Origin of the sequence: Ancylobacter oerskovii (genome assembly GCF_018390555.1) — a bacterium.
Classification (GTDB): domain Bacteria; phylum Pseudomonadota; class Alphaproteobacteria; order Rhizobiales; family Xanthobacteraceae; genus Ancylobacter; species Ancylobacter oerskovii.
This window is the reverse complement of sequence record NZ_JAHBGB010000023.1, coordinates 45,973-59,516: the sequence shown is the minus strand read 5'-3', so window position 1 is coordinate 59,516 and position 13,544 is coordinate 45,973. Positions and strand designations below refer to the sequence as shown.

Annotated in this window: 16 protein-coding genes; 9 read left to right on the top strand and 7 right to left on the bottom strand. The window is 68.4% G+C overall.

Annotation, left to right across the window (positions count from 1 at the left end; translation table 11 throughout):
- Positions 1–251 precede the first annotated feature (251 nt).
- The 4 genes from KHC19_RS10950 to hemE all read right to left on the bottom strand — a co-directional run bounded on the left by KHC19_RS10950 (position 252) and on the right by hemE (position 3,668).
- The gene (locus KHC19_RS10950) at positions 252–644 is read right to left on the bottom strand and encodes a hypothetical protein (RefSeq protein ID WP_246548692.1); all 393 of its coding nucleotides are present in this window, start codon (positions 642–644) and stop codon (positions 252–254) included.
- Between the two features lie 39 nt (positions 645–683).
- Positions 684–1,949, bottom strand: coding sequence for a transcription termination factor Rho (rho, locus tag KHC19_RS10945; RefSeq protein WP_213352391.1), 1,266 nt, complete (start codon positions 1,947–1,949; stop codon positions 684–686).
- A 236-nt stretch (positions 1,950–2,185) separates the two neighbouring features.
- Positions 2,186–2,611 (bottom strand): protoporphyrinogen oxidase HemJ, encoded by a 426-nt coding sequence (gene hemJ, locus KHC19_RS10940; RefSeq protein ID WP_213352390.1) that lies wholly within the window; start codon positions 2,609–2,611, stop codon positions 2,186–2,188.
- A gap of 1 nt (position 2,612) precedes the next feature.
- Positions 2,613–3,668: a uroporphyrinogen decarboxylase gene (hemE, locus tag KHC19_RS10935; RefSeq protein WP_213352389.1), complete on the bottom strand. Its 1,056-nt coding sequence runs from the start codon at positions 3,666–3,668 to the stop codon at positions 2,613–2,615.
- A 286-nt stretch (positions 3,669–3,954) separates the two neighbouring features.
- Here hemE and KHC19_RS10930 point away from each other — a divergent pair, with 286 nt between their 5' ends.
- From KHC19_RS10930 to dnaQ, 5 genes are read left to right on the top strand one after another with little or no spacing between them, the layout of a single operon-like run.
- On the top strand, positions 3,955–4,836 hold the full coding sequence (locus tag KHC19_RS10930) for a pyruvate, water dikinase regulatory protein (protein WP_213352388.1): 882 nt from the start codon (positions 3,955–3,957) through the stop codon (positions 4,834–4,836).
- On the top strand, positions 4,836–5,474 hold the full coding sequence (locus tag KHC19_RS10925; RefSeq protein ID WP_213352387.1) for a Maf family protein: 639 nt from the start codon (positions 4,836–4,838) through the stop codon (positions 5,472–5,474). The genes KHC19_RS10930 and KHC19_RS10925 overlap by 1 nt, the downstream gene beginning before the upstream one ends.
- The gene (locus KHC19_RS10920) at positions 5,471–6,316 is read left to right on the top strand and encodes a shikimate dehydrogenase (protein ID WP_213352386.1); all 846 of its coding nucleotides are present in this window, start codon (positions 5,471–5,473) and stop codon (positions 6,314–6,316) included. Before KHC19_RS10925 ends, KHC19_RS10920 begins: the two co-directional genes overlap by 4 nt.
- 32 nt (positions 6,317–6,348) lie before the next feature.
- Entirely contained in the window at positions 6,349–6,951 is a 603-nt protein-coding gene (gene coaE / locus KHC19_RS10915) for a dephospho-CoA kinase (RefSeq protein WP_213352549.1), read from the top strand.
- A complete protein-coding gene (gene dnaQ / locus KHC19_RS10910) occupies positions 6,944–7,663 on the top strand; it encodes a DNA polymerase III subunit epsilon (protein WP_213352385.1) in 720 nt (239 codons plus the stop codon). Before coaE ends, dnaQ begins: the two co-directional genes overlap by 8 nt.
- A gap of 19 nt (positions 7,664–7,682) precedes the next feature.
- Here the strand turns inward: dnaQ and secB are convergent, their stop codons facing one another.
- Positions 7,683–8,147: a protein-export chaperone SecB gene (secB, locus tag KHC19_RS10905; protein WP_213352384.1), complete on the bottom strand. Its 465-nt coding sequence runs from the start codon at positions 8,145–8,147 to the stop codon at positions 7,683–7,685.
- Between the two features lie 396 nt (positions 8,148–8,543).
- Here secB and KHC19_RS10900 point away from each other — a divergent pair, with 396 nt between their 5' ends.
- From KHC19_RS10900 to KHC19_RS10885, 4 genes are read left to right on the top strand one after another with little or no spacing between them, the layout of a single operon-like run.
- The gene (locus KHC19_RS10900) at positions 8,544–9,281 is read left to right on the top strand and encodes a Tim44/TimA family putative adaptor protein (RefSeq protein ID WP_213352383.1); all 738 of its coding nucleotides are present in this window, start codon (positions 8,544–8,546) and stop codon (positions 9,279–9,281) included.
- 12 nt (positions 9,282–9,293) lie between these two features.
- The gene (gene mltA, locus KHC19_RS10895; RefSeq protein ID WP_343207689.1) at positions 9,294–10,547 is read left to right on the top strand and encodes a murein transglycosylase A; all 1,254 of its coding nucleotides are present in this window, start codon (positions 9,294–9,296) and stop codon (positions 10,545–10,547) included.
- Complete coding sequence (locus KHC19_RS10890; protein ID WP_213352382.1) at positions 10,544–11,158, top strand: Smr/MutS family protein; 615 nt, start codon at positions 10,544–10,546, stop codon at positions 11,156–11,158. Before mltA ends, KHC19_RS10890 begins: the two co-directional genes overlap by 4 nt.
- Positions 11,155–11,520 carry a helix-turn-helix domain-containing protein gene (locus tag KHC19_RS10885; RefSeq protein ID WP_213352381.1) on the top strand — a complete coding sequence of 122 codons (366 nt, stop codon included), beginning with the start codon at positions 11,155–11,157 and terminating at the stop codon, positions 11,518–11,520. Before KHC19_RS10890 ends, KHC19_RS10885 begins: the two co-directional genes overlap by 4 nt.
- 29 nt (positions 11,521–11,549) lie before the next feature.
- Here KHC19_RS10885 and hslU read toward each other — a convergent pair whose 3' ends face one another.
- Complete coding sequence (hslU, locus tag KHC19_RS10880; RefSeq protein WP_213352380.1) at positions 11,550–12,860, bottom strand: ATP-dependent protease ATPase subunit HslU; 1,311 nt, start codon at positions 12,858–12,860, stop codon at positions 11,550–11,552.
- Between the two features lie 98 nt (positions 12,861–12,958).
- A complete protein-coding gene (gene hslV / locus KHC19_RS10875; protein WP_213352379.1) occupies positions 12,959–13,531 on the bottom strand; it encodes an ATP-dependent protease subunit HslV in 573 nt (190 codons plus the stop codon).
- Positions 13,532–13,544 lie beyond the last annotated feature (13 nt).

Below are 13,544 nucleotides of genomic sequence, written 5' to 3'. Positions count from 1 at the left end.
GGGGACAAAAATCCCCGATGCCCGTGAAAACCCCGCAGATCGCCCAGGACGGCGAAACCGGGTTTCATGACCCATCCATCGGATCGAACCCGAAACGGCCGTCCTGAGTCAACTGTGGAGGGCATCATTTCGGTAGCGAATCTATCATGCGACTCGCAAAAGTTGTCCGCCGCGCCATCGGGATAGCCCGCCCCTTTCGAGGCTGCAGCAGCGGGGCGGTGGAAAACACCCGCGCGCGGTGCTCCGGCGCCTCAGCGCGAAAAGGGGCGCTTCTTCCGGTCGTCATGGCGACCGAACCGCATATTGGCGAACATCAGCGGCACGGTGATCGCCAGCGCCGCGCACAGATCCGCCTGCAGCACATAGAAGCCGCCGAGCTCGTCGCGGATCGCCGCGCCGATCACCGGATCGGCGAGCTCGGCAATGATGACGGAGACCGCGAACGCCACCGGCACCCACAGCATCAGCGGCAGCCACCAGCGGCGGCAGGCCATGACGAGGCTGAGCCCGGCAATGGTGAACAGCGCGAACCACAGCACGGTGGCCGGCGGCTCGCGCGCCGCCATGCCGCCGGCGCCGAGAGCCGGGGCGACGGCCAGCGCCGAGCCCGCCAGACCGAGGAGGGTTCCGCGCATCGCCGCCATATGCCCGTCTCCGCTATGCGGCGGCCGGCCGGGCCACCGTCAGGTGTTCATGGAGTCGAAGAAGTCGCCATTGGTCTTGGTCTGGCGCAATTTGTCCAGCAGGAACTCGATGGCGTCGACCGTGCCCATCGGATTGAGGATGCGCCGCAGCACATACATCTTCTTGAGCACGTCGTTCGGCACCAGCAGCTCTTCCTTGCGGGTACCCGAGCGGGTGATGTCGATGGCCGGGAACACCCGCTTGTCGGAGACCTTGCGGTCGAGGATGACTTCGGAGTTACCCGTGCCCTTGAACTCCTCGAAGATCACCTCGTCCATGCGCGAGCCGGTCTCGATCAGCGCGGTGGCGATGATGGTCAGCGAGCCGCCTTCCTCGATATTGCGCGCCGCGCCGAAGAAGCGCTTGGGACGCTGCAGCGCGTTGGCGTCGACACCGCCAGTCAGCACCTTGCCGGAGGACGGCACCACGGTGTTGTAGGCGCGGCCGAGGCGGGTGATGGAGTCCAGGAGGATCACCACGTCGCGCTTGTGCTCGACCAGGCGCTTGGCCTTCTCGATCACCATTTCGGCGACCTGCACATGGCGCTGCGCCGGCTCGTCGAAGGTGGAGGACACCACCTCGCCCTTCACCGAGCGCTGCATGTCGGTCACTTCCTCCGGCCGCTCGTCGATGAGCAGCACGATGAGGTAGCACTCGGGGTGGTTGGTGGTGATCGACTGGGCGATGTTCTGCAGGAGAACGGTCTTGCCCGTGCGCGGCGGCGCCACGATCAGGCCGCGCTGGCCCTTGCCGATCGGCGCCACGATGTCGATGATCCGCGGCGAGAAGTCCTTGCGGGTCGGATCCTCGATCTCGAGCTTCAGCCGCTCGTCGGGATAGAGCGGGGTGAGGTTGTCGAAATTGATCTTGTGGCGGATCTTCTCCGGGTCCTCGAAATTGATCGTGTTGACCTTGAGCAGCGCGAAATAGCGCTCGCCTTCCTTGGGCGAGCGGATCTGCCCCTCGACGGTGTCGCCGGTGCGCAGGCCGAAGCGGCGGATCTGCGAGGGCGAGACATAGATGTCGTCGGGACCGGGCAGGTAGTTGGCGTCCGGCGAGCGCAGGAAGCCGAAGCCGTCGGAGAGGATCTCGACGACGCCTTCGCCGATGATGTCGGTCTCGCGGGCGGCCAGTTGTTTCAGGATGGCGAACATCAGCTCCTGCTTGCGCAGCGTGCTGGCGTTCTCGACCTCAAGTTCCTCGGCGGTGACGAGCAGCTCGGCCGGGGTCTTGGACTTGAGGTCCTGGAGCTTCATTTCCCCCATGGGAAAGGGCCTCGGTGTTTGGATGTTTCCGGGAGGATCGGAATCCGGCCCGGACAATCGGGGAGTAAGGGAAGCGCTGGTCTGCGGACCGGGCCGGCAAGAAGCCCGCCTCCTGTCCGACCCATCGGCCGGCACCCGGGGAAGGTGCCGATGAAAGCGATGCGTCAGCCAGCTTCGTGGAAGAGTGCGCACCATAGGCAAGCGCGCGATTCCGCGCAAGCCCGCCGGAGCGACGATCAGAAAGGTTTCACCGCGACGAGGATCACGATCCCGATCATCAGCAGCGTCGGCACCTCGTTGGCGATGCGATAGAACCGGGCGGAGCGGGTGTTGCGGTCCTGCGCGAAGTCCCTGACCCGCGCGGACAGGAAGCCGTGGAAGCCGCTCATCGCCAGCACCAGCGCGAATTTGGCATGGAACCAGGGCGCCACCCACCAGCCGCCCTGCCACACCAGCCACAGGCCGGCGAGCCAGGTCACCGCCATGGCCGGGTCGATGATGCCCTTGAGCAGCCGCCGCTCCATGACCTTGAAGGTCTCCGATTGCGGCGAGCCGGCCGGCGCGTCGCAATGATAGACCATCAGGCGCGGCAGATAGAGCATGCCCGCCATCCAGGAGATGACGGCGAGGATGTGCAGCGCCTTGATCCAGTCGTAGAGCATCTCAGAAACCTCTGATCCGCTTCAGCATCTGCTCGACATGGGCGATCGGCGTCTCCGGCCGGATGCCGTGGCCGAGATTGAAGATATGCGCCGCGCCGCGCAGATCCGCCAGCAGCGCGTCGATCGCCGCGTCGAGCGGGGCGCCGCCGGCGATCAGCGCCAGCGGGTCGAGATTGCCCTGCAGCGCCACCTTGCCGCCGATCCCGAGCCGCACCGCCTTGCGGTCGACCGTCCAGTCGAGCCCCACCGCATCCACCCCCGCCTCCTCGACGAGGCGGGTCAGCCCGGCGAGGGTCGCCCCCTTCGGGAAGGCGATGATGCGGGCATCCGGCCTTTTCGCCCGGACCAGCCCGACCAGCCGCGCAATCGGCCGGATCGTACACCTGACGAAACTCTCGGGATCGAGCACGCCGGACCATGAATCGAAGATCTGCACCGCGTCGGCGCCGGCCTCCAGCTGCCCGAGGAGATACTCCGCGGAGACCTCCACCAGCCGGTCGACGAGGGTGTCGAAGAAGGCGGGATCGGTGAGGGAAGCCAGCCGCGCCGGGGCCTGGTCGGGCGTGCCGCGCCCGGCGATCATGTAGGTCGCCACCGTCCAGGGCGCGCCGCAGAAGCCGAGCAGGGCGGTCTCGGCCGGCAGGCTGGCGCGGATCTTTGCCACCGCCTCGAAGACCGGTCCGGTACGGACGGGATCCAGCGTCTCGCGCAAGCCCTTGAGATCGCCGAGATTCTTCACCGGGTCGAGCCGTGGTCCCTCGCCTGTCTCGAAGGCAAGGCCGACGCCCAGCGCATGCGGCACGACGAGAATGTCGGAGAACAGGATTGCCGCATCGAAACCGAACCGGCGGATCGGCTGGAGCGTGACCTCGGTGGCATAGGCGGGCGTGTAGCAGAGCGAGAGGAAGTCACCCGCCTTGGCGCGCAGCTCGCGATATTCCGGCAGGTAGCGCCCCGCCTGGCGCATCAGCCAGACCGGCGTGCGATCCGGGACATGGCCGGCGAGAGCCTGAAGGATGATCGATCGGGAAAGCGCGTCGTCCACCGGGCTCTTCATACTTCATTAATCTCTTTGAATGAGAGTCTTCAGTGTTTGTGGGTGGGCATTAGCCGGGTTCCTGGCATCGGGCAACCGACCCCCAGCCCATGGCGCTTTTCCCCGATTCCCACTCCGCCGATTCATCAGGCTTTTTCAAAGGCTTGATCCAGTCGGCGCGGCTTATCCTCACAGTTCGCCCGGAAGCGCGGAAGCGGCCCACAGCGGGCGGGAATGTGGATGGAATCCCCGGTCATCCCCAGCCGCCCCTTGCCAGCGTCCTGTGCGCATGTCTTGTTCCCAGCCTATGCACAGCCCTGTGGATGGCTCCGTGACCGACAGCGCCCGACCGGCCGAGAACTACTACCACCTGCATCTCGTGTCGGATTCCACCGGCGAGACGCTGATCAGCGTCGCCCGAGCCGCCGCGGCGCAATACAGCGGCATGAAGCCGATCGAGCACATCTATCCGCTGGTGCGCACCCACAAGCAGCTCGACAAGGTGATCGGCGATATCGACGAATATCCCGGCATCGTGCTGTACACGCTGACGGAACCGGAACTGCGCAACCGGCTGAAGGCCTATTGCCTCGACAACGGCATTCCCGTGCTTTCCGTGCTGGCGCCGGTGGTGCGGCTGTTCCAGGCCTATCTCGGCGGCGTGCCGACCCCCCGCGTCGGCGGTCAGCACCAGCTCGACGGCGAATATTTCCGCCGCATCGACGCGATGAACTTCACCGTCATGCATGATGACGGCCAGCACACCGAAGGGCTGGAAGCGGCGGACGTGGTGCTGCTCGGCATTTCCCGTTCGTCGAAGACGCCGACCAGCATCTATCTCGCCAATCGCGGCATCAAGACCGCCAACATCCCGCTGGTGCCCAACATCCCGGTCCCGGCGGGGCTGTCGGAGCTGAAGAGGCCTCTCGTCGTCGGCCTGGTGGCGAGCGCGGAACGCGTGGTCGAGATCCGCCGCAACCGTCTGATGGGATTGAACGCGGCCCAGCCCAACGATTCCTATGTCGACCGCGAGTCGGTCGCCGAGGAGATCGCCTTCTCGCGGCGCCTGTGCGCCCGCCATGGCTGGCCGGTGATCGACGTCACCCGGCGCTCGATCGAGGAAACGGCGGCGGCCATCATCGGGCTGCTGCAGGAACATCGCCGCAAGCTGGCGGAGGACAGGAACTGATGCCGGAGCGCGACAGCCGGGACGCCCCATCCCTGTGGCAGGGCACCGATGCGCTGGTGCTCGCTTCCAAGAGCATTGCCCGCCTGTCGCTGCTTGCCGCGGCGGGGCTGCCGGTGGAGACCGTCGGCATCGAGGTCGACGAGCGCGGCATCGAGGCACGGCTGCTGCAGGAAGGGGCCTCGCCCGCCCGGATTGCGGTGGAGCTTTCCATGGCCAAGGCGCTTGCCGGCAGCGCGCTGCGCCCGGGGCGCCTCGTCATCGGCGCCGATCAGACGCTGGCGCTCGGCGATGAACGCTTCCACAAGCCGGCGGATCTGGAGGCAGCCGCCCAGCAGCTGCGGCGGCTCGCGGGCCATACCCACGCTCTGCATTCGGGCGTCGCGGTGGCGCTCGATGGCGCCATCGTGTTCCGCACCGCGGAATCGGCGCTGCTGTCGATGCGCGAGCTGAGCGACAGGGCGCTTGCCGCCTATCTCGCCGAAGCGGGGCCGTCGGTATCCTCGAGCGTCGGCGGCTACCAGCTGGAAGGCCTCGGCATCCATCTGTTCGAGAAGGTGGCCGGCAATCACATGGTGATCCTCGGCCTGCCGCTCATTCCGCTGCTGGCCTTCCTCCGCGATCGGGGAGATCTGCTTTGACGCGTCACGTCGCGGTCATCGGCCATCCGGTGGCGCATTCGCGCTCGCCGCTGATTCATGGCCACTGGATCGCCGAGCACGGCATCGACGGCAGCTATGACCGGCGCGACGTGCCTCCCGCCGATATCGCCGGTTTCCTCGCGGATTTTGCCGCCAGCGGCCTTGTCGGCGCCAATGTCACGGTGCCGCACAAGGAAGCGGCCTTCGCCGCCGCGCAGCAGCGCGATCCCGTCGCGCAGGCGCTGGGCGCGGTGAACACGCTGTGGCTGGCGGATGGCCGGCTCCATGGCGCCAATACCGATGTGCACGGCTTCCTTGCCAATCTCGACACCGCGGCGCCGGAATGGGACCGGGCGCTCGACGAGGCGGTGGTGCTGGGGGCGGGAGGGGCGGCGCGGGCGATCGTCTACGGCCTGCTCAGCCGCGGCATCGGCCGCGTCACCGTGGCCAACCGTACCTTGTCGCGCGCCGAGGCGTTGCGGGCACAGTTCGGCGACCGGGTGCTGCCGGTGGATTGGCGCGATCTCGCCGGCACGCTGCCGAGCGCGCGGCTGCTGGTGAACACCACCTCGCTCGGCATGAAGGGCCAGCCGCCGCTCGATATCGACCTGTCGCTGCTCTCCCCCGATGCGGTAGTCACCGATGCGGTCTATGTGCCGCTGGAAACGCCCCTGCTGCGGGCGGCGAAGGCCCGCGGCTTGGCGGCGGTGGACGGGCTCGGCATGTTGCTGCACCAGGCGGTGCCCGGCTTCGAGCGCTGGTTCGGCGTCACCCCGCAGGTGACGCCGGCGCTGCGGGCGCTGGCCGTGGAGGATCTGCGTGCCAAGGGGCAACTTGCTTGATCGCGGCGACGGAGGACAACGCCGGCGTGCCGTTGTTCCGGCTAGGCCTCACCGGCTCGATCGGCATGGGAAAGTCGACGACCGCCGGGCTGTTCCGCGAGCTCGGTGTGCCCGTCCATGATGCCGACGCCGCCGTGCACGCCATCTATGGCGATGAAGGCGTCGCACCGGTGGAAGCCGCCTTCCCCGGGGTCGGCGTCGATGGACGGATCGACCGGGTGAAACTCGGCGCGCGCGTGCTGCACGATGCCGAGGCGATGAAGCGGCTGGAGGCCATCGTGCATCCGCTGGTGCGCCGGCGCGAGCAGGCCTTTCTGGAAAAGGCGCGGCTCGCCAGTGCTCCGCTCGCCGTACTCGATATCCCGCTGCTCTACGAGACCGGCGCGGAGGCACGCGTCGATGCGGTGGCCGTCGTCTCGGCGCCGACGGCGGTGCAACGCGAGCGGGTGCTGGCGCGGCCGGGCATGACGGAAGAGAAATTCCGGGCGATCCTTGCCCGTCAGGTTCCCGATTCGGAAAAACGGCGGCGCGCCGACTTTGTCATCGACACCGGAAGCGGTATCGAGGCGACCCGCAAGGAAGTGGCGGCGCTGGTCCGCCGGCTGACCGCAGCACAGGAGCGACGCGATGCGTGAGATCGTCCTCGACACCGAGACCACCGGCCTCGACCCGCTGCGCGGCGACCGGCTGGTCGAGATCGGCTGCGTCGAGATCTTCAACCGCATCCCGACCGGCCAGAATTTCCACGTCTACATCAATCCCGAGCGCGACATGCCGGTCGAGGCGTTCAACGTGCACGGGCTGTCGGCGGAGTTCCTCTCCGACAAGCCGCTCTTCGCGCAGGTGGTGGACGATTTCCTCGCCTTCATCGGCGATGCGCCGCTGGTGATCCACAACGCGTCGTTCGACATCGGCTTCATCAATGCCGAATTGTCGCGGACCGGCCGGCCGCCGCTCACCTTCGATCGCGTCGTCGACACGCTCGCCCTGGCGCGGCGGCGTCATCCCGGCGCGTCGAACCGTCTCGACGACCTGATGGCGCGCTACGGCATCGACGGTTCGCGCCGTACCAAGCATGGCGCGCTGCTCGATTCCGAATTGCTGGCGGATGTCTATGCCGAACTGGCCGGCGGTCGGCAGACGGCGCTGGGCTTCACCGTGGCCGAGGCGGTGGTGGAGGTGACGGCGGAAGGACTTGAGCCGGTCACGCTGGCGCGGCCGGCGCCCCTGGCGCCGCGCCTGTCGGAGGCGGAGACCGCCGCGCATGCCGCTTTCGTGCGGACGCTGGGCGAGGCGGCGATCTGGAACGACTATGCGCCGCCGCCGCAAGCGGACCAGCCGGGCTGACGCCCGGCTGCCTCTTCCCTCAGGAAGCGAGCACGTTGCTCGGCTGGGTCTTGGCCATGCGCTGGCGATACAGCGTCACGAAATCGACCGGGTCGATCATCAGCGGCGGGAAGCCGCCATTGCGCACGGTGTCGGCAACGATCTGCCGCGCGAAGGGGAACAGCATGCGCGGGCATTCGATCATGACGAAGGGATGCACCGTCTCCTGCGCCACGTTCTGGGCGCGGAACACGCCGGCGTAGAGAAGCTCCAGCGCGAACAGCGTCTTGTTCTGGATCTCCGCCTTCACCTCGATCTTCAGCTCGACCTCGTACTCGCCCTCGCGAACCGGGCGGGCGTTCACGCCGATCTGGATGCCGATCTGCGGCTGGCCCTGGGGCGCCAGCGATTCCGGCGCGCCGGGATTCTCGAAGGACAGGTCCTTGATGTACTGGGTCAGCACATGCAGGGTCGGCATGGCGGGGGTCGCGTCGTTCTCGGCCATTATGGTCTCCGTGCTCCGCCGTCCGGCGGCGCCTCGCGTCGGCGGGATGCGCTGCAGCGTCGGCATGATGCTGACGGCAGGGCCTGAAGGGCGAGAGTGGCTAACACGGTTGCCACCGGGTCACAAGGCGGCTCCACTTGAGGCTTGCCCGAAACCCGCCGTACTGCGGCGCGACTTTGCCGCGCGCGGGTCATGCTCTACTCTTTCATCGAATTGTCGGATAAGGACCTGAACACGATATGGTGTCGCTAGGTCAGCTTGCGACGCGCGGAGACTGGCGAAATCGCCGGGACGACGTAAATAGCCTGTAGGACGTCTCCCAAGTCGGGCGGGCGGCCGCGTGACACACCCATCGCTCCCGGTCCGCCGGAGCGACGAGCAACGGCGAAAAGCGAAGTGTTCGATATCTACACGATCATATTCCTGGCGCTGGCCGTCTTCATCTTCATCCGGCTGCGCAGCGTGCTCGGCCAGCGGACCGGTCGCGAGCGCCCGCCCTATGATCCCTATTCGCGTCGCGATGCCGCCAAGGCGCCGGCCGGGGTCGAGTCCGGCGCCGACAAGGTGATCAATTTTCCCGATCGCAAGGGCGATCCGGCGGGTGCGCCGGTGCCGGCGGAACCGGCCGACGAATCGGAGCCAGCGCCGCCGCGCTGGGCCGGGGTCGCCGAAATCGGTTCGGCGGTCGCCAATGGCCTCGATGCCATTGCCGCCCAGGACCGCGACTTCGACGCCAAGCATTTCGTCACCGGCGCGCGGGCGGCCTATGAGATGATCGTCGTCGCCTTCGCCGAGGGCGATCGCTCCACCCTGAAGGACCTGCTGGCCAAGGACGTGTATGACGGCTTTGCCGCCGCCATCGCCGAGCGCGAGCAGCGGGGCGAGAAGATGGAGACCCGTTTCGTCGGCATCGAGAAGGCGGATCTGGTCGAGGCGTCGGTGAAGGGCCGCACCGCGCAGATCACCGTGCGCTTCCTGTCGCAGCTGATCTCGGTGACGCGGGACCGCAATGGCCAGACGGTCGACGGCGACCCGGAAATGGTGGCTGACGTCACCGATGTGTGGACCTTCTCCCGCGATCTCGGCGCCCGCGATCCCAACTGGAAGCTCGTCGCAACCGAGGCGGCTTCCTGATACGCTAGCCGGGTGCCTGCATTCGCTCCCATCCTTCGGCCCCTGCTGATCGCGGGACTGGCCCTGTCGTCGCCGGCCGCGCATGCCGGGAGCGCGCCGCCGCCGCCGCTGTTCGGGGAGGCGGCGGTCGAGCCGCTGCGTTTCGCCGATCTTCCGGGCTGGCGAGACGACGATCCGCGCGAAGCCCTCGCCGCGTTTCGCCGCAGCTGCGGCAAGATCCGCTGGGGCCGCGATCTGGTCGAGCCGCCGCGTCCCGTCTTCACCGCGCTCAAACGCGTCTGCCGGCACGCGGGGCGCCTGCCGGCGCGGCCGGGCGAGAGGCAGGCTCGGGCCTTCTTCGAGCGGGAATTCCGACCCCTGCGCGTGGTTCCGCTTGATGCCCCCCAGGGCTTCCTCACCGGCTATTACGAACCCGAGGTCGCCGGCTCGCCGGTGCGGACCGACGACTATGCGACCCCGCTCTATCGCCGCCCGCCGGACCTCATCCTCGAGGCGCCGCCGCAGAATGGCGTCCCCGCCAATCGCGGCAAGGCCTTCCGCGAGGAAAACGGCGCGCGCGTGCCCTATTACGACCGGGCCGCCATCGAAGAGGGCGCGCTGGCCGGCAAGGGGCTCGAGGTCGTGTTCATCCGCGATCCGGCCGATGCCTTCTTCGCGGCGATCCAGGGCTCGGTGCGCGTCCGGTTGCCGGACGGCCGCTTGCTGCGCCTGAACTATGACGGCCATAATGGCCAGCCTTATACGCCGGTCGGCCGGATTCTCGTGGAGAGGGGCATCGTCCCACGGGAGAAGATGTCGATGGATGCCATCCGCGCCTACATCGCCGCCCATCCCGAGGAGGGACGGGCGCTGATGCGCGAGAACCGTTCCTACGTCTTCTTCCGCGTTGCCGACCAGCTGTCGGACAAGGACGGTGCCGTCGGTGCCCAGGGCCTGCCGCTGGTGGCGGAGCGGTCCATCGCCGTCGACCGGCGCATCCATGTCTACGGCACCCCGGTCTTCATCGATGCCGAGTTGCCTCTAGCGGCGGAGGGGGCGTTGCAGCCGTTCCGCCGGCTGACCATCGCGCAGGACACCGGCTCGGCGATCATCGGCCCGGCGCGCGCCGACATCTTCTTCGGCGCCGGCAGCGAGGCGGGCTCGCTCGCCGGCCGTATCCGGCATCCCGGCGACTTTGCCGTGCTGGTCCCGCGCGCGGTGGACCCGTTCCGCCCGCATCCGGCCCCGCATCCGCCGCGCCGCCCGACGGACATCTCCGGTCAATGAGCGCCGAGGATCCGCCTCCCCGCTCCTCCCGTCGCCGCAGGGGGCTGGCGGCCAAGGAAAAGGCCTTGTGGGAGCACGTCACGCGCTCGGTGCGCCGGCTGCGCCCGGAGCCTCCGGCGGCGGCGAAGCCGGCCCCCGACTTCAAGGAGTTGCTCGGCGAGGAGGAGCCGAAGCCGGCTTCCCCGGCCCCGGCGCCGTCCAGGCCCGCGGAACGGACCCGTCTTCCCGCCCCGCCGCCGCTGGCGCCGCTGGAGCCGAAGCTGCGGCGGCGCCTGTCGCGCGGCGCCGAGGTGGATGCGCGGCTGGATCTGCACGGACTGACGCAGGCGGCGGCGCATCACCGGCTGGCGGCCTTCCTGCGTTCGGCACAGGGACAGGGCCATGCGGTGGTGCTGGTGATCACCGGCAAGGGAGGTGGCCCGGCAACGAGTGGGGCGTCGCCGCTTTTCGGCGAGGGCGAGCGCGGGGTGCTGCGCCGCCTGGTGCCGCAATGGCTGGCGGAGCCGGCGCTGCGCCAGATCGTCATCGGCTTCGAGACCGCGAGCCGCGGCCATGGCGGCGAGGGCGCGCTCTATGTGCGCCTGCGCCGGGTGCGGGAGGTCCGGCGATGACCCCCTTCGGCCGCCGCATGCGGGAGATGCGCGCCGAGCGCGGCGTGACGCTCAGCCAGATGGCGGAGCAGATCGGCGTCTCCCCCGCCTATCTTTCGGCGCTGGAGCACGGCAAGCGCGGCCAACCCACCTGGCTGATGCTCCAGCGCATCATGGCCTATTTCAACGTCATCTGGGACGAGGCCGAGGCCTTGCGGATGCTGGCCGACATGTCCGATCCCCGCGTGGTGGTCGACACCGCCGGCCTGTCTCCCGAGGCCACCGAGCTCGCCAATCTGCTCGCCCGCGAGATCGCTACCCTGCCGCAGGAAGCGGTGGCGGAATTGCTGGGCCGGCTCAAGATCCTGAGCCGGCCCGGCTAATCCCCGGCTGATTCACGTGAAACCGCGGCCTACAGGATGAACCGGCTGAGATCGGCGTTCTGCGCGAGATCGGCGACGCGCTCGCGCACATAGCCGCCGTCGATCGTCACCACCTCGCCGGAGCGGTCCGGCGCGGTGAAGGAGAGATCGTCCAGCACCCGCTCGATCACCGTCTGCAGGCGGCGGGCGCCGATATTCTCCACCGTGGCGTTCACCTCCACCGCGAGGTCGGCGATGGCCTCCACCGCATCCTCGGTGATGTCGAGCGTCACCCCCTCGGTACCCATCAGCGCCACCGACTGCTTGACCAGGCTCGCCTCGGTCTCGGTGAGGATGCGCTTGAAATCCTCGCGGGTCAGCGCCTCCAGCTCGACGCGGATCGGCAGCCGGCCCTGCAGTTCCGGCAGCAGGTCGGAAGGCTTCGACACATGGAAGGCGCCGGAGGCGATGAACAAGATGTGGTCGGTCTTCACCGGCCCGTGCTTGGTCGAGACCGTGGTGCCTTCGATCAACGGCAGCAAATCGCGCTGCACGCCCTCGCGCGAGACGTCGGCGCCGCCGCGCCGCTCGGAGCCGGCGATCTTGTCGATCTCGTCGAGGAAGACGATGCCGTTCTCCTCCACCGAGCGGATCGCCTCCTGCACGATGGCGTCCTGGTCGATCAGCTTGTCCGCCTCTTCCGAGAGCAGCAGCGGGTGCGCGTCCTTCACGGTGACGCGGCGCGGCTTGGAGCGGCCGCCGAAGGCCTTGCCGAGCATGTCGCCGATGGAGATCGCGCCCATCTGCGCGCCGGGCATGCCGGGAATCTCGAACATCGGCATGCCCTGCCCGCCGCCGGACGCCACCTCGACCTCGACTTCCTTGTCGTCGAGCAGCCCGTCGCGCAGCTTCTTGCGGAAGCTCTCGCGGGTGCCCGGCGAGGCGCCGGCACCGACCAGGGCGTCGAGCACGCGTTCCTCGGCGGCCAGATGCGCCTTGGCCTCGACATCCCGGCGCTTGGCGTCCCGCACCAGGCCGATGCCGATCTCCAGGAGGTCGCGGGCGATCTGCTCGACGTCCCGGCCGACATAGCCGACCTCGGTGAACTTGGTGGCCTCGACCTTGAGGAAGGGCGCGCCGGCCAGCTTGGCGAGACGGCGGGAGATCTCGGTCTTGCCGACGCCGGTGGGGCCGATCATCAGGATGTTCTTCGGCAGCACCTCCTCGCGCAGCTGGCCTTCCAGCTGCTGGCGGCGCCAGCGGTTGCGCAGCGCGATGGCGACCGCCCGCTTGGCCTTGTGCTGGCCGACGATGTAGCGATCCAGTTCCGAGACGATTTCGCGGGGCGAGAAATTGTTCATGGGGTCAGGTCCTCTCGGCAGTCCGTGGCGCCGGGCGCACGGCGCCGATCCGGTGTCGGGCGGGAAGTGTCGATGGCGCGGGGCCGGCGATGCCGGGCTCAGGCGATGTCGAGCGTCTCGATGGTGAGGTTGCCATTGGTGTAGATGCAGATGTCGGCGGCGATCTCCAGGCTCCGGCGCACGATCGCCTCCGGGTCCTGCCCGCCATCGGCGAGCGCCCGGGCCGCCGCCAGCGCATAGTTGCCGCCCGAGCCGATGGCGGCGATGCCGTTCTGCGGCTCCAGCACGTCGCCGGTGCCGGTGAGGACCAGGGTGATCTTGGCGTCCGCGACGATCATCATCGCTTCCAGCCGGCGCAGATAGCGGTCGGTGCGCCAGTCCTTGGCGAGTTCGACGGCGGCGCGCTGCAACTGGCCGGGATACTGCTCGAGCTTGGCCTCGAGCCGCTCGAACAGGGTGAAGGCGTCGGCGGTGGCGCCGGCGAAGCCGCCGATGACGTCGCCCTTGCCGAGCCGGCGCACCTTGCGGGCATTAGACTTCATCACCGTGGCCCCGAGCGTCACCTGCCCGTCGCCGCCAATGGTCACGCGCTTGCCGTCGCGCACCGAGACGATGGTGGTGCCGTAGATGGTGTCGGGGGAATGCTGGGTGGGAAAGCCGCTGCTGTTCATGAAGGACTCCGGG

Bases quoted from the DNA above. Each gene is read 5' to 3' on its own strand.
- KHC19_RS10950 (WP_246548692.1), bottom strand. From the start codon at position 644: ATGGCGGCGATGCGCGGAACCCTCCTCGGTCTGGCGGGCTCGGCGCTG.
- rho (WP_213352391.1), bottom strand. From the start codon at position 1,949: ATGGGGGAAATGAAGCTCCAGGACCTCAAGTCCAAGACCCCGGCCGAG.
- hemJ (WP_213352390.1), bottom strand. From the start codon at position 2,611: ATGCTCTACGACTGGATCAAGGCGCTGCACATCCTCGCCGTCATCTCC.
- hemE (WP_213352389.1), bottom strand. From the start codon at position 3,668: ATGAAGAGCCCGGTGGACGACGCGCTTTCCCGATCGATCATCCTTCAG.
- KHC19_RS10930 (WP_213352388.1), top strand. From the start codon at position 3,955: ATGCACAGCCCTGTGGATGGCTCCGTGACCGACAGCGCCCGACCGGCC.
- KHC19_RS10925 (WP_213352387.1), top strand. From the start codon at position 4,836: ATGCCGGAGCGCGACAGCCGGGACGCCCCATCCCTGTGGCAGGGCACC.
- dnaQ (WP_213352385.1), top strand. From the start codon at position 6,944: ATGCGTGAGATCGTCCTCGACACCGAGACCACCGGCCTCGACCCGCTG.
- secB (WP_213352384.1), bottom strand. From the start codon at position 8,147: ATGGCCGAGAACGACGCGACCCCCGCCATGCCGACCCTGCATGTGCTG.
- KHC19_RS10890 (WP_213352382.1), top strand. From the start codon at position 10,544: ATGAGCGCCGAGGATCCGCCTCCCCGCTCCTCCCGTCGCCGCAGGGGG.
- KHC19_RS10885 (WP_213352381.1), top strand. From the start codon at position 11,155: ATGACCCCCTTCGGCCGCCGCATGCGGGAGATGCGCGCCGAGCGCGGC.
- hslU (WP_213352380.1), bottom strand. From the start codon at position 12,860: ATGAACAATTTCTCGCCCCGCGAAATCGTCTCGGAACTGGATCGCTAC.
- hslV (WP_213352379.1), bottom strand. From the start codon at position 13,531: ATGAACAGCAGCGGCTTTCCCACCCAGCATTCCCCCGACACCATCTAC.